General features: G+C 72.9%; 15 protein-coding genes. 5 read left to right on the forward strand and 10 right to left on the reverse strand.

What is annotated here, in order from left to right; all coding sequences use genetic code 11:
- Positions 1 to 111: 111 nt before the first annotated feature.
- The 3 genes from ACZ7HQ_RS20280 to ACZ7HQ_RS20290 form a co-directional block, all read right to left on the reverse strand.
- Entirely contained in the window at positions 112 to 1,029 is a 918-nt protein-coding gene (locus ACZ7HQ_RS20280) for an MBL fold metallo-hydrolase (RefSeq protein ID WP_470991383.1), read from the reverse strand.
- Positions 1,026 to 1,586, reverse strand: coding sequence for a flavin reductase family protein (locus ACZ7HQ_RS20285; protein WP_470991386.1), 561 nt, complete (start codon positions 1,584 to 1,586; stop codon positions 1,026 to 1,028). The genes ACZ7HQ_RS20280 and ACZ7HQ_RS20285 overlap by 4 nt, the downstream gene beginning before the upstream one ends.
- A 69-nt stretch (positions 1,587 to 1,655) precedes the next feature.
- The gene (locus ACZ7HQ_RS20290; protein WP_470991389.1) at positions 1,656 to 2,441 is read right to left on the reverse strand and encodes an SDR family NAD(P)-dependent oxidoreductase; all 786 of its coding nucleotides are present in this window, start codon (positions 2,439 to 2,441) and stop codon (positions 1,656 to 1,658) included.
- Between the two features lie 183 nt (positions 2,442 to 2,624).
- Between ACZ7HQ_RS20290 and ACZ7HQ_RS20295 the strand changes: the two genes are divergently transcribed.
- The 3 genes from ACZ7HQ_RS20295 (at position 2,625) to ACZ7HQ_RS20305 (ending at position 5,588) form a co-directional block, all read left to right on the forward strand.
- Complete coding sequence (locus ACZ7HQ_RS20295; RefSeq protein WP_470991392.1) at positions 2,625 to 3,110, forward strand: SRPBCC domain-containing protein; 486 nt, start codon at positions 2,625 to 2,627, stop codon at positions 3,108 to 3,110.
- A 30-nt stretch (positions 3,111 to 3,140) separates the two neighbouring features.
- A complete protein-coding gene (locus tag ACZ7HQ_RS20300; protein WP_470991395.1) occupies positions 3,141 to 4,265 on the forward strand; it encodes an acyl-CoA dehydrogenase family protein in 1,125 nt (374 codons plus the stop codon).
- Between the two features lie 99 nt (positions 4,266 to 4,364).
- Positions 4,365 to 5,588 (forward strand): cytochrome P450, encoded by a 1,224-nt coding sequence (locus ACZ7HQ_RS20305; RefSeq protein ID WP_470991398.1) that lies wholly within the window; start codon positions 4,365 to 4,367, stop codon positions 5,586 to 5,588.
- A 104-nt stretch (positions 5,589 to 5,692) separates the two neighbouring features.
- On the opposite strand, the gene ACZ7HQ_RS20310 is transcribed toward ACZ7HQ_RS20305, so the two are convergent.
- The 5 genes from ACZ7HQ_RS20310 to ACZ7HQ_RS20330 form a co-directional block, all read right to left on the reverse strand.
- Positions 5,693 to 6,475, reverse strand: coding sequence for a VOC family protein (locus ACZ7HQ_RS20310; protein WP_470991401.1), 783 nt, complete (start codon positions 6,473 to 6,475; stop codon positions 5,693 to 5,695).
- 154 nt (positions 6,476 to 6,629) lie between these two features.
- Positions 6,630 to 7,151, reverse strand: coding sequence for a hypothetical protein (locus tag ACZ7HQ_RS20315; RefSeq protein WP_470991404.1), 522 nt, complete (start codon positions 7,149 to 7,151; stop codon positions 6,630 to 6,632).
- A 69-nt stretch (positions 7,152 to 7,220) separates the two neighbouring features.
- Positions 7,221 to 7,772: a hypothetical protein gene (locus ACZ7HQ_RS20320; protein ID WP_470991407.1), complete on the reverse strand. Its 552-nt coding sequence runs from the start codon at positions 7,770 to 7,772 to the stop codon at positions 7,221 to 7,223.
- Between the two features lie 85 nt (positions 7,773 to 7,857).
- A complete protein-coding gene (locus ACZ7HQ_RS20325; protein ID WP_470991409.1) occupies positions 7,858 to 9,117 on the reverse strand; it encodes an NAD(P)/FAD-dependent oxidoreductase in 1,260 nt (419 codons plus the stop codon).
- The gene (locus ACZ7HQ_RS20330; RefSeq protein WP_470991413.1) at positions 9,117 to 9,440 is read right to left on the reverse strand and encodes a 2Fe-2S iron-sulfur cluster-binding protein; all 324 of its coding nucleotides are present in this window, start codon (positions 9,438 to 9,440) and stop codon (positions 9,117 to 9,119) included. The genes ACZ7HQ_RS20325 and ACZ7HQ_RS20330 overlap by 1 nt, the downstream gene beginning before the upstream one ends.
- A 162-nt stretch (positions 9,441 to 9,602) precedes the next feature.
- Between ACZ7HQ_RS20330 and ACZ7HQ_RS20335 the strand changes: the two genes are divergently transcribed.
- Both ACZ7HQ_RS20335 and ACZ7HQ_RS20340 read left to right on the forward strand, forming a co-directional pair.
- The gene (locus tag ACZ7HQ_RS20335) at positions 9,603 to 11,063 is read left to right on the forward strand and encodes an MFS transporter (RefSeq protein WP_470991416.1); all 1,461 of its coding nucleotides are present in this window, start codon (positions 9,603 to 9,605) and stop codon (positions 11,061 to 11,063) included.
- A 38-nt stretch (positions 11,064 to 11,101) separates the two neighbouring features.
- Positions 11,102 to 12,529, forward strand: a complete 1,428-nt coding sequence (locus ACZ7HQ_RS20340; protein WP_470991419.1) for an alpha/beta fold hydrolase — start codon at positions 11,102 to 11,104, stop codon at positions 12,527 to 12,529.
- A gap of 81 nt (positions 12,530 to 12,610) precedes the next feature.
- Here ACZ7HQ_RS20340 and ACZ7HQ_RS20345 read toward each other — a convergent pair whose 3' ends face one another.
- Both ACZ7HQ_RS20345 and ACZ7HQ_RS20350 read right to left on the reverse strand, forming a co-directional pair.
- Positions 12,611 to 13,843 carry a cytochrome P450 gene (locus ACZ7HQ_RS20345; RefSeq protein WP_470991422.1) on the reverse strand — a complete coding sequence of 411 codons (1,233 nt, stop codon included), beginning with the start codon at positions 13,841 to 13,843 and terminating at the stop codon, positions 12,611 to 12,613.
- A gap of 66 nt (positions 13,844 to 13,909) precedes the next feature.
- Positions 13,910 to 14,674 carry an SDR family NAD(P)-dependent oxidoreductase gene (locus ACZ7HQ_RS20350; protein WP_470991425.1) on the reverse strand — a complete coding sequence of 255 codons (765 nt, stop codon included), beginning with the start codon at positions 14,672 to 14,674 and terminating at the stop codon, positions 13,910 to 13,912.
- Positions 14,675 to 14,777: the final 103 nt, after the last annotated feature.

Raw genomic sequence — 14,777 nt, forward strand, 5'->3', positions numbered from 1 at the left:
GACACCCCTACCGAACCACTGGTTGGCCTCTTATGCCCCAAGAGAAAGGCGCCCCCCCCCCCCCCCCCCCCCCCCCCCCCCCCCCCCTCCCCGTTGTGCTGTCCGGGTGGCTCAGGCGTGGCAGGCGGGCAGCCCGCCGTGGAAGGCGACCATTTCCTTGAAGGACGCCACGACGTCGAGCCGGGCGCCCGGGGCGAGGCCCTGCCGCTCGGCGTAGGCCCGGTGCAGATTGCCCACCAGACGCTCGGCGTCGACCAGACCGGCGAACTCGCCGAGGTCCGCCCGCTCCGCGGCCTGAAGGGGGGTCAGGGCGTCCCGCAGGCCGTTCGCGGCCAGCCCCTCCAGCAGCCGCAGGTACGCCTCAGTGAAGTCCAGCAACTCCGGCCCGCCGACCGGTCCGTGGCCGGGGACCACGGTGCGCGGGCCCAGCGCCCGCAGCCGCTCCAGCGCCCGCAGCGAACCGCTGACCGAGCCCATCAGGACGTACGGGGTGACACCCGACCACACCACGTCGCCGGTGAACAGCACCGACCGCTCGGGGACCCACACGACCACGTCGTTCGCGGTGTGCGCGGGGCCCACATGGAGCAGCTCGGCCCGCACTCCGCCCGTGTGCAGCGTCAGGGTGTCCTCGAAGGTCAGCGACGGCAGGGTGAGCGGCGTCTCGCCCCACTCCACCTGCGGCCACAGTCCCCGCAGATGCAGACCCGCCTCCGCGCTGTCCGCCCGGGTCCCGGTGTGGGCGACGACCAGCGCCCGGGGGGTGAACTGGCTGTTGCCGAAGGTGTGATCACCGTGGAAGTGGGTGTTGACCACGAAGTCCACCCCGCCCGGCACGACCTGCCCGACGGCCTCGCGCAGCCGCCGGGTGCGGGCCTCGGTGGCCGCCGTGTCGACGAGGACCGCGACGTCCTCGCCGACCACCAGGCCCGCGTTGTTCACGCACCATCCGCCGCCGGGCTGCACGAACGCGTACACGCCCTCCGCCACCCGGTCGAGCGACGGCGGCGCCTGGACCGGAGCGCTCATGCCGCCCTGCCCCGGTCCACCGCGGCCGGTGCGGCGGGGGTGACGTGCGCGTACGTGCCGCGGTGGAAGACGAGCGGCCGGGCCTCGCCGGGCCGGTTGTGCACGGCCACGACCCGGCCGATGAGCAGGACGTGGTCGCCGGCCTCGTGCTCGTCGTACAGCTCGCACTCGAAGTACGCCTCGGCCGCCGGGAGCACCGCGTGGCCGAGCACTCCCTCGACCGCGTCGAGGCGCGTCATCGCGGCGCGCCCGGCCGGGCGGTCCGGACGGCAGAACTCCTGGGCGAGGTCGCGCTGGAGCTCGCTGAGCACGTTCACGGCGAAGCCCCCGCCGCGCACGATCTTCGGACGCATCCGGCCGTCCGCCTTGACCGAGACCAGCAGCAGCATCGGATCGAGGGACACCGAGGTCAGACTGTTGAGGGTCATGACGATGGTGTCGTCGCCGCTGCCCTGCGTGAGCAGGGTGACCCCGGTGGGGAAGCGGCCCATCGCGGCCCGGAAGGCGGCGATGTCGGTTGTGGGTTCGGCGAGCAGCGTGCCACCGGTGTCGGTCATCGTTCAGGCTCCGTCTCTCATGGCGGGATCAGCGGCGATCGGCAGCTGTCTGCGGCGATCCGGGAGGTGTCAGTAGTTGCCCAGGCCACCGCAGACGTTGAGTGCCTGGGCGGTGATGGAGGCGGCGGTGTCCGAGGCGAGGTAGCCGACCAGACCGGCCACCTCCTCGGGGGTGGAGTAACGGCCCAGCGGGATCTTCGCGTTGAACTTCTCGAGCATTTCCTGCTCGCTGACGCCGTAGTGGCCGGCGTAGCCCTGGCGGACCCGCTGTGCCATCGGGGTCTCGACATAACCGGGGCACACCGCGTTCACCGTGATGCCGGTCCTCGCCAGCTCCTTGCCCACGGCCTTGGTGAAGCCGACGACCCCGTGCTTGGAGGCCGAGTACGGGGCGGCCAGCTCGACGCCCTGCTTGCCCCCGGTGGAGGCGATGTTGATGATGCGGCCCCAGTCGCCGTCCCGCATCCGTCCGGTGCTCAGCACCTCGCGGGTCACCCGGAACGTGCCGTTCAGATTGGTGTCGATCACGTCGAGCCACAGGGCGTCCGGCAGCTCGGCGGTGACGCCGCCGCCGCCCCGGCCCGCGTTGTTGACGAGGATGTCGATCCGCCCGTACGCGGCCACCGCCGCCTCGACGGCGGCCTTCACCTGCTCGCTGGAGGTGACGTCGCAGACCGCGCCGGAGACCTCGAGGCCCTCCTCGCGCAGCCGCTTCACCACCGCGTTGACGCTTTCCTCGGCGCGCGCCACACCGAACACCGCCGCCCCCTGCCGGGCCAGCAGTTCGGTCACGGCCAGCCCGATCCCGCTGGTCGCGCCGGTGACGAAGGCAACCCGTCGTCCCGCTTCTGTCATCGTGCTCTCCCAAGAGGTCGTGGGGCCCGGAACGGGACGACCGTGACCGGGGCGCCTAGGACGGCGGTCGCCTCCGGCCGGAGCGGCGGGGCGGGCCGGCCCCCCCGACCCGGGATCGAGGACGTGTCGAGCCGGGCGCGTCAGCGTGAGCGGGACCTGTGCGAAGCCTGACGAGGAGGACCCGTGCCCGAGCAGACCCAGAGCATCCCCGACGTACGGAAGTCGGTGACCGTCGAGGCCGGCCCCGACGACTGTTTCCGCGTGTTCACCGAGCGGCCGGCGGACTGGTGGCCGCCCTCCCACGTGCTCGTCAAGAAGGAGCGGGCCGGGCTCGCCTTCGAGCCGGGTGTCGGCGGCCGGTACTACGAGTGGGACGTGGAGGGCACCGAGATCGCCTGGGGCCGCGTCCTGGAGTGGGAGCCGGGCCGCAGGCTCGTCATGACCTGGCGCATCGACGGCAACTGGCAGTCCATCCCGGACGACGAGCGGGCCAGTGAGATCGAGCTCGACATCGAGCCCGTCGACGCCACGCACACCAAGGTGTCGCTCGCGCACGTCAAGCTCCACAAGCACGGCGAGGGCGCCGAGCGGATCTTCCGCGCCCTGGACGGCCCGAGCCCGGGGGAGACCCTGGAGCGTTTCGCGCAGGCCGTCGCGCGCGGCGTCTGAACGCCCTCGTCACGACAGGAGGTCACAGGGATGGGAAACGAATCCGGCAACGGAACAGGACTGCTCCCCGCCGCCGACAAGCTGCGTCTGCTCGCGGCCGAGCACGCCCCCGAGGCGGACCGGCAGCGCGCGCTCGCCCCGGCGGTGACCGAGGCGCTGACCGCGGCCGGCTTCGCCCGGCACTTCGTGGCCACCCGGTGGGGCGGCAGCGAGGGCACGTTCGGTGAGCTGACCCGCGCGGTCCTCACCGTCGGCGAGGGGTGTGCCGCCACCGCGTGGTGCGCGTCCCTGGCCGCGTACTCGGCGCGGTTCGCCGCCCATCTGCCCGCCGAGGGGCACCGGGCGCTGTGGGGCGAGAGCCCGGACACGGTCATCGCCACCGGGCTGATGCCGGCCGGGCGGGCCCGCCCGGCCGACGGCGGCTGGCGGCTCGCGGGCCGCTGGGCCTACGTCAGCGGCATCGACTTCGCCGACTGGGCGCTGCTGTGCGCCGCGGCGGCGGGGGCCGACGGTGACGGGCCGCCCGAGCTGCGGTTCTTCGCGTTGCCCCGGGGTGCGTTCAGCGTCGAGCGCACCTGGGACAGCGTCGGTATGCGGGCCACCGGCAGCCACACGGTCGTCGTGGACGACGTCCTCGTACCGGACCATCTGTCGTTCGCCCGTGCCGACATGCTCAGCGGGCGCAACGCCACGTCCGAGGTGGCCGCGCACAACGTGCCGTTCCAGGCCGTCGGCGGGCTGACCTTCATCGCGCCCGTGGTGGGCGCCGCCGCCGGTGCGCTGCAGGCGGCGGGCGGACTGCTGACCGGGCGCAAGCGCACCGTCACCGGCGAGACCAAGCTGGTCCGGGCCTCCGGGCGCATCGACGCGGCCCGGCACCTCGTCGAGCAGAACGCCGACGTCCTCGACACCCGCGCCTTCACGCCCGAGCTGATGGCACGCAACGAGCGCAACGCCACCTTCTCGGCCGAACTCCTGCAGGACGCAGTGGAGTTGCTGGTACGGGCCACCGGCACCGGCGGTCTCGGCGAGACGCACGCCCTGCAGCGGATATGGCGGGACGTCACCTCGGCCACCAGCCACGTCGCCCTGCAGTACGACACCGCGGCCCGCAGGAACTACTCCACGGTGCTGCTCGGGCCCGCCGACGACTGAGGGCCGCCGGGCGCCGGACCGGCTCCAGTTCCAGCCGACCTGGTCTCCATCACCGGTTCCTACGGTGGTGGAGACCTTGGCGGCTACAGCGAAGGAGTCATGGTGACTGCCCTTCAGGAAACCGATGTGTACCCCCTGCCCGGTTCGTCGTACCGGGGACCGGCACCGCGCTACGCGGAGCTGCGCCAGACCCGGCCGGTGGTCAAGGTGCGCACCACGGGCGGGGTGGACGCCTGGCTGGTGACCCGTTACCAGGACGTGCGGGAGCTGTCGGCCGACCCCCGGCTGAGCCGGGCCATGGCCTGCGGTGAGGGCGCCCCCCGGATCGGCGGCACCATGCACACCACCCCCGAGATGATCATCTCCCTCGACTCGCCCGAGCACTCCCGGCTGCGCAAGCTGGTGGCCGGCGCCTTCACGATGCGCCGGATCGAGCGCATGCGGGACAACGTGCAGAAGGTCTGCGACGAACTGCTCGACGGCATCAGCGCCCGCGGCGGCACCGCCGACCTGGTGCAGGAGTTCGCGGTCCCGCTGCCGCTGACCGTCATCGGTGAGCTCCTCGGCGTACCGGCCGGCGACCTGCGCACCTTCGAGAAGTGGGCCCGTGCCTTCGCCACCGTCGACGAGCGGGCCGGCGGCAAGGAGTCCCTCGACGGGCTCGCCAAGCTCAGCGAGTACATCGTCGGCCTCATCGCCGAGAAGCGGGCCAACCCCACCGACGACATGCTCTCCGAGCTGATCGCCGCCCGGGACAACGACGACCGGCTGAGCGAGCAGGAACTGGTCACCTTCGGCTTCACGCTCATCGGCGCGGGCTTCGACACCACCGCCAACCAGCTCGCCAACTCCGTGCTCGCGCTGCTCGTGGACGCCCGCGACAAGTGGGACTGGCTGCGCGAGGACCACGCCCGGATCCCCGTGGCCGTCGAGGAACTCCTGCGGCACGTGAACCTGTTCGCCACCGACACCTCCGGGTTCCCGCGGATCGCGGCGGAGGACATCGAGGTCGGCGGCGTGACCATCCGCAAGGGCGACGCGGTGCTGCTCGCGCTGGCCTCCGCCAACCGGGACGAGAGCGTCTTCACCGACCCGGACCGGCTCGACCTGGCCCGCGAGAACAACCCGCACATCTCCTTCGGGCACGGTCTGCACTACTGCCTGGGCAAGCACCTGGGCCGCATGGAGCTGGTGATCGCGATCGAGGGCCTGGTGTCCCGCTTCCCCGACCTGCGGCTGGCCGTCGCCGAGTCCGAACTGCCCTGGCACGTCGGCGAGATCAACCACACGCTGACCAGTCTGCCGGTGGTGTGGGGGGACTGAGGGGACTGAGCGGCCACCTCCCGCGGCACACAAGAGCCGGTCCCGGAACCCGCCAGGGGTTCCGGGACCGGCTCGTTCGGCTACGACGGTGTCCGCTACGGCGGTCAGCTCGCGGCGGCGCCGGCGTCCTTGACCGGGCCCATCACCGCGAACCGCGCACCCTGGTCGTCGGCGACGAGGGCGGAGCGCCCGAACGGGCTGTCCGACGGCTCACGGCTCACGCTGCCGCCCAGCTCCAGCACCTTCGCCACCGTCTCGTCGGTGTCGGCCACCGAGAAGTAGACGAGGGCGTGCGCGGGGACCTCGGCCGGGATGAACTCGCCCATCTGCAGGCGCCCGGCGGCCGGCTGCGGGTTGCCCTGCTGGAACCACAGCTTGAAGTCGAAGGGGCCGTCGGAGATCTGCTGCCCGGTGAAGCCGAACACGCCCTCGTAGAACGGGTCGACGGCGGCCTTGTCCCGGGTGTAGATCTCCGGCCAGAAGAACGAGCCGGGCACCCCCTGCACCTCGAATCCATCACGCGTGCCCGGCTGCCAGGCACCGAAGTGCGCCCCGCCCGGGTCGGTCGCCACCAGCAGGGTGCCGGCGTCGCCGATCGCGGTCGGCTCCATGACGACCTTGCCGCCGGCCTCCCCGATGCGGCGGGCCAGGTCCTGGGCGTCAGGGGTGGCGAAGTAGAGGTTCCAGGCGGCCGGGGCGCCGCCCTGTGCGGCCGCGAGCGCCGCGACGTTCTTGCCGTCCTTCAGCGCCGGCGTGTAGAAGCCGAACCGCTCGTCACCCGGCTCGAAGGTCCAGCCGAGCAGCGCCCCGTAGAAGCGTCGCGCGGCCTCCAGGTCGGGGACGCTGACGTCGACCCAGCACGGGGATCCGGCGGCGAATGCGGTCATGTCTGCCTCATTTCGTTTGCAGCGGGGGGTACACAGACGTGGTCATCACGCACGCTAGGGGCGTCCGCTCGAGCCGTGGACGAGAACGGCCCGCGCCCGGCTCGAGGGGGAAGGAGCCGGGCGCGGGCCGTGAGTCCGTCGTGCGGTGCGGGAGTCAGGGCGTCCGGGTGCCCCGCGCGCTGACCGTGATCGGGCCGAGGCGGGCACCGGTCTTCTCGACGACGGTGAACGCGACGGCGGTCGTGGTGAAGGTGTCGCCGGTCACCCGGCCCTGGTGGACCGCGTACACGGTGCCCGGGTAGGTGCCGCCGCCGTCGGCCACGTCGGGTCCGCCGTGCGTGATGGAGAACGCGAACGAACCGTCGGGCCGTGCCGTCCAGTAACCGGTGCCCGGGTACTGGGGCCTGCCGTCCGGGCCGGGGGCGCCGTCCGTGGTCAGGGTGTGGTCGGCGGCGAAGGTGAAGTGCGAGGTCGAGGTCACCGCGTCCGGTCCGGTGCCGATGGTGACGGCGGTGGTCCAGGTGCCCACCGGGGACGCCCACGAGGCGTCCTGGTCGGCGGCGGCGGTGGAGGCGGCCCCGGTGAGGACCGCGGCCACCAGGACGAGCCACAGGCCGAGGGCTCGCAGGGTGCCGCGGCGGGGCCGCACGGAAACGGTGGTGCTGGTGTCAGACATGGGGGGAACCTCTCGGACGTGGGGGCGGGGTCTGACCCGGGTCTGCCGCGCCGGCCTGCGCGGCCTGGGTCACTGGGTGGTCGCGTCGGACACCTTGACGGCGGTGGCGCTGACCGAGATCGGGCCCTGCATGGTGCCGTCCTGCTGGGTGGTGAAGGCATAGGCGTGGGTGCTGAAGCGGGTGCCGTGGTGGCTCAGGTGCCCGATGTGCTCGGCCTGTACGGCACCGAGGTAGGCACCGTCCGGACGGCCGTTGTGGTTGATGTACATCGCTATGTCGCCGCGGTCGTCCTCGTTCCAGAACCCGTGGGCCACGTAGGCGGGGACGCCGTTGCCGTCCTTCGGGCCCTCCGCCGACAGCCGGTGGTCCGGGGCGAACACGAAGCGCGGCGTGGTGACGGCCGCGCCGCCGTCCGGCGTGGTGACGGAGACCGTGAGGTCCCAGGTGCCGACCAGCGCGTCGGTGCCGGGAGCCGCGCCACTGGGCACCGCGGACAGGGTCAGCGCCCCGGCGATCGCGGCGGACACGGTCAGCGACGCCAGGAGGGTGCGCCGGGAACGGAGGGTGCGACGGGTGCGGGTGGCTACGGTCGGTCTGGACTCTGACGTGTTCTCGGACATGTGGGGACAGCCTCTCTCGTGCTGGTGCCGGTGGCCGGCGCTCTGGTCTTGCGGTTCGGTCTGTTCTGTCTGGTCCGTGTGCGGGTCACGCGTGCGCCGGGGCCGGTGAAGTCGGCTTCGTCACGAAGGACTTGAGGTCGAAGCCCGGACTGCGCGCCTCGGCGGGGGAGGGACCGGTGCCCGACGACAGCAGGCGGCGGGCGATGGCGTGGTCCGCGGGCCTGCCGACCGACTCGGCGCCGGTCAGCCGGCCCTGGCGGAAACACAGCACGGAGAAACGGGCGCCGTCGGGATCGCCGACGGTCACCGTCTCGTCGTGCCCCGCGGTCAGTCCGGCCATCTGCAGCCGCAGCGCGTACTGCTCGGACCAGAACCAGGGGACCGCGGTGTACGGCACGGACTCGCCGCAGATCGCGGCGGCCACGCACCGGGCCTGGTCCGATGCGTTCTGCACCGACTCCAGGCGAATGTGGCGCCCTTGGCCGGCGCTGGGGAAACGGGCGCAGTCACCGATGGCGTACACGGACCGGTCGTCCGTGCGCAGCCACTGGTCGACGATGACGCCGTCACCGACGAGGAGCCCGGCCTCGGCGGCGAGCCGGGTCTCGGGCAGCGCGCCGACGCCCACGATCACGACGTCGGCGGGCAGCCGCCGGCCGTCCAGCAGCTGCACCCCCGCGACCTCGCCCGCAGGCGTTCCGTGCAGGGCCGTGACCTCCGCGCCGAGCAGCAGCCGCACTCCCTGCCGCTCGTGCCGCTCGGCCAGCCACGCGGACATCTGCGGGGTGAGCGCGCGGGCGAGGACCCGCCGCTGCGCCTCCACCACGGTGACGTGGTGGCCCAGGCCGCGCGCGGTGGCGGCCGTCTCCAGCCCGACGAACCCGGCGCCGAGCACGACGACCTGCCGGGGCGGCCCGGAGAGCAGGCCGCGCAGCGCCTCGGCGTCCGCGAGCGTGCGCAGCGTCAGCACCCCGGACAGGTCCGTGCCGGGCACCGGCAGGGTGCGCGGCCGGGAACCGGTGGCGAGGACCAGCTTGTCGTAGCGGAGCGTGCCGCCCGAGGCCAGCCGGACCCGCTGCGCGTCCAGGTCGATGCGCTCGGCACGGTCACCGCGGACGAGGGCGATCTCCTGGGCGGCGAAGAACGACTCGGTGCGCAGCGGCAGCTCGTCGTGGCCGGTGGCGCCGGTGAGGAAGCCCTTGGACAGCGGCGGCCGCTGGTAGGGCGCCACCGGCTCCTCGCCGACCAGGGTGACCGGTCCGCCGTAGCCCTTGGCGCGCAGCGCGGCCGCCGTGTCCAGGCCGCCCTGTCCCGCGCCGATGACGACGACCCCCCGGGCGGCCATCAGCTCTGCGCCTCGGGCAGGTGCACCACGAGCCCGTCCAGCTCCTCGGTGACCGGCAGCTGGCAGCTGAGCCGGCTGTTGTCCTGGCGGGGGCAGGCCGTGCCGTACAGCACGTCGTCCTCGACGGAGTCCATCGGCGGCAGCGGCACGGTGCTGTTCTCGTCGACGTAGACGTGGCAGGTGCCGCACTGCGCGGAGCCACCGCACTGCGCCTCGATGCCGTCGATGTTGTTGAGCTTCGCGCCGCGCATGACCGTGTTGGGTGCCTGGACGTCGACCACGGTGGCGGTGCCGTTCGGATGCAGATAGGTGATCTTGGCCATGGCGCTCTCCTCGGGGAATGTCGTCCGGCCCTCACGTACGGAGGGGGACTGTGGGCGCCCGGTCTTGAGACGCCCTTGAGCGCACCTGTAGGCGGTTGGCCGGATCCGTACGCTCGACCCGGCCGCGATCGGCCGTCCACCGCCCGGGCGCAGCGTCCCCGCATGACCGCTTCGACCGTGCGGCCCGCCGCGACGCCCGTCCGCACCGGGCCGCGGCTCGGGCTCGTCCTCGCCGCCTGCTGCCTGGGCCAGTTCATGAACGTGCTCGACGCCTCGGTGGTCAACGTGGCGTTGCCCGCCATCGCCGGGGACCTGCACTTCGACCGGCACCACCTGCAACTCGTCAACAACGCCTACACCGTCGTCGTGTGCGGCTTCCTGCTGCTCGGCGGCAGACTCGCCGACCTGTTCGGGCAGCGCCGGATCTTCCTCGCCGGCGTCGGCCTGTTCACGCTCGCCAGCGCCGTCGGCGGGCTGGCCGACAGCCCCGTGACGCTGATCCTGGCCCGCGCCTTCCAGGGGCTGGGCGCGGCCGTCATGGCACCCGCCACGCTGACCGTGCTCGGTACGACGTTCACCCGGCCCGAGGCGCGGGCGAAGGCCTTCGGCTGGTGGAGCGGCGTGTCCGGGGCGGCGGGCGCGGTCGGCGTGCTGGCCGGCGGCGCGATCACCGAGTGGCTGTCCTGGCGCTGGACCCTGCTGATCAACGTCCCCATTGGGCTCCTCCTGTTCGCGACCGTCCGCTGGGTCGTTCCCGAGGGACGCCACCGCGACGGGCCGCGCGCCCGCCTCGACGTCCCCGGTGCCGTCACCGTCACGCTCGGTCTGATGGCGCTGGTCTGCGCGGTCGCCGAGGCGCACACCTACGGCTGGACGTCGGCGGCGGTCCTCACCCCGCTCACCGGCGGGGTCGCGCTGCTGGTGCTGTTCGTGCTGATCCAGGCGCGGTTCGCCCGGCATCCGCTGGTGCCGCTCGACGTCTTCCGGATCCGCTCGGTGGCCGCCGCGAACCTGGTCGCCTTCTTCGGTGTCGCGGCGCTGTTCAGCACCTTCTACTTCTTCACGCTGCTGCTCCAGCAGGTCCTCGGCTACAGCCCCGTACGCACCGGCCTGAGCTACCTGCCGCTGTCGGTGGGCATCGCCCTCGGCGGCTGGGGCGTCTCGAGGCTCATCCCGCGCACCGGGCCGCGGCCCGTCCTGCTGACCGGGCTGTCGCTGTCCAGCATGGGCCTGCTGTGGCTGGCGCAGGCGGGCGCGGACGCCACCTACGTCCAGGACCTGCTCGGACCCGTCCTGCTGCTCGGCTTCGGCATGGGCGCGGTGCTCAACGCGACGACGAACGCCGCCACCGCCGGCCTGCCCGCCCACCAGGCGGGCCTGGGCTCCGGCCTGCTCAACACCACCCGCCAACTCGGCAGCGCCCTCGGCCTGGTGACGCTCGCCGCGCTGTCGGCCCACCGCATCGACGAGGCGTCGGCGCCCGGCCGCGCGCCCGCCGCGCACGCCCTCGCCTCGGGCTACGGCCTCGCCCTGACCGGCGGTGCCGCGTTCGCGGCACTGGGCGTGCTGGCCGCGCTCGCCGTGCCGGGCCGGGTGAAAGACGAGGGCGGCTCGAGCCACTGACGGGACGCTGAACCTCCTGACCTGAACGGAGGTTCGCGGTGCTCACCGACTTCTACGCCCAGCGACCGCAGTGGTCGCCGGACCCCGACGACGAGCTGCTCGAACACGCGACGATCCAGGTGCCGCGCGACTACGCGGACCCGGACGGCGTACGGATCGAGATCGCGCTCAGCCGCCGCCGCGCCACAGCGCCGGCGCGGCGGCGCGGCATCCTCCTCGGGGTCAACGGGGGCCCCGGCGGTGACTGGGGCGCCGGCCGCCGGCTGCCGGACTCGTACGCAGGGACCCCGCTGCACGAGGTGTACGACCTGATCGGGTTCGACCCGCGCGGCACCGGTGCGTCCACCAACCTGCTCGCCGAGGTGACCGTGCCCAAGGCGGCGTTCGACTCCCGCCCGCCGGACGCGCTGTTCCCGCAGCTCGCCGAGGACATGCGGTTGCGCGAGGAGGCCTGTGCCCGCGCGGGCGGCGAGCTGCGCCGCCACATCAGCACCCCCAACACCGCCCGCGACATGGACGTGATCCGCGGTGTGCTCGGCGAGGAGAAGCTGAACTTCGTCGGATACGCCTACGGGGCGTACGTCGGTGCCGTGTACGGCACGCTGTTCCCCGCCCGCCTCGACCGCAGCGTCCTCGACTCGTGCGTCCACCCCGACTGGACCTGGCGCGAGCAGTTCCTGTGGCAGGGCGACGCCGTGCGGCGCAACGTCGAGCGGTGGGCCGAGTGGACGGCCGCGCGCCATCTGCACTTCGGCCTCGGTGACGTACCGGACAAGGTGTTCGCCGAGATCGAGGACGTCGTCGTCCGCCTGGACGGGCTCGGGCAGGGCCCGCATCTGCGCACCCTGTTCGACGGCGCCGTCGGCAACCGCGCGGCCGACCGCGGCCAGTGGGCCGAACTGGGCGCACTCGTCGCGGAGTTGGGCAAGGCGGCCGCCGCGGGCGACGCCGAGGCCTGCCGGCGGCTGCTGCAGCAGCAGGGCACCTGGCGCCCCGACGACAGCGAGGGCTCGCTGCGCTGCGGCGTCCTGGAGGCCATCACGCTGGAGCACGCGTGGCCCGCCGACCTGGAGGTCTACCACCAGGACATGCGGGAGTTCCGGGAGCGCTACCCGTACGGCTACGGCGTGCTGCGCGCCCAGCCCTGGGTGGGCGCCTTCCGCACCTTCCAGCCCGCCGAACCCCCCGTCGTGCCGGTCCGCGACGGCTACCCGGTGGGCCTGGTGGTGCAGGCCGACGGCGACCCGATGGACCACTACGCGGGCGGCGTCGCGATGGCCGAGCGCCTCGGGCACCATCTGCTCACCGTCGAGGACTCCGGCGAGCACGAGGTGTACGTGCTCGGCGGCAACCCGTACGTCGACACCGTCGTCCACCGCTACCTCGTCGACGGCGAGCTGCCGGCACCCCGCGCGACCTGCCCGGGCCGCACCCCGCGCCCGGACATCGCCGCCGACCCGCACTGACCGAGCCGGCCGGGGACGGCACGAGCGAGGGGCCCGGTACCGACATCGGTACCGGGCCCCTGGCCGTGGTGGGCAGCGGCCTCACCACACGACGGGCAGCCCCCACAGGCCGTAGATGACGGCGCCCTCCTTGCGCGGGATCTCCAGGAACGGCTTGGCCAGCTTCAGTGTCGGGATGCGCTGGAACAGCTTGCTCCACACGATCTCCAGCTCCAGCCGGGCCAGGTCCGCGCCGATGCAGTGGTGCACACCGTGCCCGAAGCCCAGGTGCTTGCGGCTGCCCCGGGTGATGTCGAGCTTCTCCGGCTCGGGGAAGACCTCCGGGTCGCGGTTGGCGGCGAGCCCCAGGCAGAGGATGCCGTCGCCCTTGCGGATGACCTGACCGGCGATCTCGATGTCCTCCAGCGCGACGCGCGGCACGGCCGTGTCGCCGATGGTCGCGAAGCGCACCAGCTCCTCGACGGCCGGCTTCACCAGCGACGGGTCGTTCAGCAGCAGCTCCAGCTGGTCGGGGTTCTCCAGCAGGCAGGCCGTGCCCAGCGAGATCTGGCTGGCGGTGGTCTCGTGGCCGCCGTTCATCAGCAGCCGCACCATGTTGAACAGGTCGCGGTCGGTGTACTCCTCACCGGACTCCGCGTAGTCGGCCATGGCCCGGCTCAGCAGGTCCTCGCCCGGCTCGCGCCGCTTGAGCTGGATCAGCTCCCGGATGTAGGCGTTGACCTCGACGATGGCGGCCTGCCGCTCCTCGGTGCTGCTGTGCCCGCCGAGCAGGGCCGTGCCGTGCTTGATGAAGAAGTCGTGCTGGTCCTGCGGGATGCCGAGCAGCTCGCAGATCACCGTCATGGGGACGGCGAGGGAGAACACCCGGTGGAAGTCCGCCGGCGGCTGGAGGGCGAGGAGCTTGTCCAGGTGGTCGTCGACGATCTCCTCGATGCGCGGGCGCAGGCGCTGCACCTGGCGGTTGGTGAACGTCAGCGCCGCCTTGCGCCGCGTGGAGCTGTGCTCCTTGCCGTCGTAGCCGATGAACGACGTCTCCGTGCGGTACTCGGGCGGGGCGATGAAGTAGAAGGGGAAGTTGGCGTGCTTGCGGGAGGCGCTGAGCCGCGGGTCGGTGAGCAGCGTCTTGATGGTCTGGTAGCCCGTCACCGTCCATATGCGCAGGCCCGAACCGGTCAGGGTGACCTGCGAGACGTCCTTCTCGATCATCTCCGCGTACTCGGCGGGCGGCGTGAACGGGCAGGTACGGGCATACGGGAACGTCTTGGCCTCGGCGGCCTCTGCCGGAGCGTCCGCCTCTGTGGCGCTGGTGGTCACGGTGGGTCCTTTCGAAGGGAATGGATGCCTGGGAGGTGCCTGGGAGAAGCCCGGGCCCGCGGGGGCCTAGCGGGTGGCGATGTCCAGACCGCCGTCGACCGTGATGATCTGGCCGGTGACCAGCTCGTTCGCGGGGTCCGCGAGGCGGGTGATCCACTGGGCGACGTCCTCGGGCTCGCCGATCCGGCCCAGCGGGACGGTGGCGGCGACACCCGCGAACAGGCCCTCGACCTGCTCCGGACCGAGCCCGTTGGCGGCGTAGGCATCGGTGCGTACGAAGCCCGGGGCGACGGCGTTGACCCGGATGCCGCGCGGGGCCAGCTCGGCGGCCCAGCTCCGGGTGAAGCTGTGCACGGCCGCCTTGCTCGCCGAGTAGACGGAGCTGTCCGGGCCCGGGTTGTGCCCGCCCCGGCTGGAGACCAGGACGATCCGGCCGCCGGGAGAGCGCAGCTGGGGCAGCAGATGTCCGGTGAGCAGCAGCGGGCCGAGGACGTTGGTCTCGACGACGTCCCGGGCGGTGGCGGCGTCGAGCGCCGTCAGCGGGCTGAAGCGGAAGATCCCCGCGTTGTGCACCAGTACGTCCAGCACGCCGCCCCGCTCGCCGACCGCGTCGGCGACGGCCTGGGCGCCGGCCTCGGTGGTGACGTCCGCGCCCACCGGCACGATCGCGTCGTGCAGGGCGCCGACCTCGGCGAGGCGCTCCTTGCGCCGCCCGGTGATGATCACCGTGCGTGCGCCGAGTTCCGCGAACGACAGCGCGGCGGCACGGCCGATACCGGTGCCCCCTCCCGTGACGACGACGGTCTGCTCCGCAAAGGGCTGGTCCGGCATGGCGGTTCCCTCTCTGGTTCGGTCCGAGGGGGCCAGTACAGCGGGTGCGTCTTGGGCGGCGGTCGAGCCCGGGGAGAGCAGACACCGCTGGTCGCGGCGCGGA

The organism is Streptomyces sp. NPDC037290 (assembly GCF_055603245.1).

Excerpts from the sequence above, each read along its gene's own strand:
- ACZ7HQ_RS20325 (WP_470991409.1), bottom strand. The coding sequence starts at position 9,117 with ATGGCCGCCCGGGGGGTCGTCGTCATCGGCGCGGGACAGGGCGGCCTG.
- ACZ7HQ_RS20315 (WP_470991404.1), bottom strand. The coding sequence starts at position 7,151 with ATGTCTGACACCAGCACCACCGTTTCCGTGCGGCCCCGCCGCGGCACC.
- ACZ7HQ_RS20300 (WP_470991395.1), top strand. The coding sequence starts at position 3,141 with ATGGGAAACGAATCCGGCAACGGAACAGGACTGCTCCCCGCCGCCGAC.
- ACZ7HQ_RS20310 (WP_470991401.1), bottom strand. The coding sequence starts at position 6,475 with ATGACCGCATTCGCCGCCGGATCCCCGTGCTGGGTCGACGTCAGCGTC.
- ACZ7HQ_RS20280 (WP_470991383.1), bottom strand. The coding sequence starts at position 1,029 with ATGAGCGCTCCGGTCCAGGCGCCGCCGTCGCTCGACCGGGTGGCGGAG.
- ACZ7HQ_RS20335 (WP_470991416.1), top strand. The coding sequence starts at position 9,603 with ATGACCGCTTCGACCGTGCGGCCCGCCGCGACGCCCGTCCGCACCGGG.
- ACZ7HQ_RS20285 (WP_470991386.1), bottom strand. The coding sequence starts at position 1,586 with ATGACCGACACCGGTGGCACGCTGCTCGCCGAACCCACAACCGACATC.
- ACZ7HQ_RS20305 (WP_470991398.1), top strand. The coding sequence starts at position 4,365 with ATGGTGACTGCCCTTCAGGAAACCGATGTGTACCCCCTGCCCGGTTCG.
- ACZ7HQ_RS20320 (WP_470991407.1), bottom strand. The coding sequence starts at position 7,772 with ATGTCCGAGAACACGTCAGAGTCCAGACCGACCGTAGCCACCCGCACC.
- ACZ7HQ_RS20350 (WP_470991425.1), bottom strand. The coding sequence starts at position 14,674 with ATGCCGGACCAGCCCTTTGCGGAGCAGACCGTCGTCGTCACGGGAGGG.
- ACZ7HQ_RS20330 (WP_470991413.1), bottom strand. The coding sequence starts at position 9,440 with ATGGCCAAGATCACCTATCTGCATCCGAACGGCACCGCCACCGTGGTC.
- ACZ7HQ_RS20290 (WP_470991389.1), bottom strand. The coding sequence starts at position 2,441 with ATGACAGAAGCGGGACGACGGGTTGCCTTCGTCACCGGCGCGACCAGC.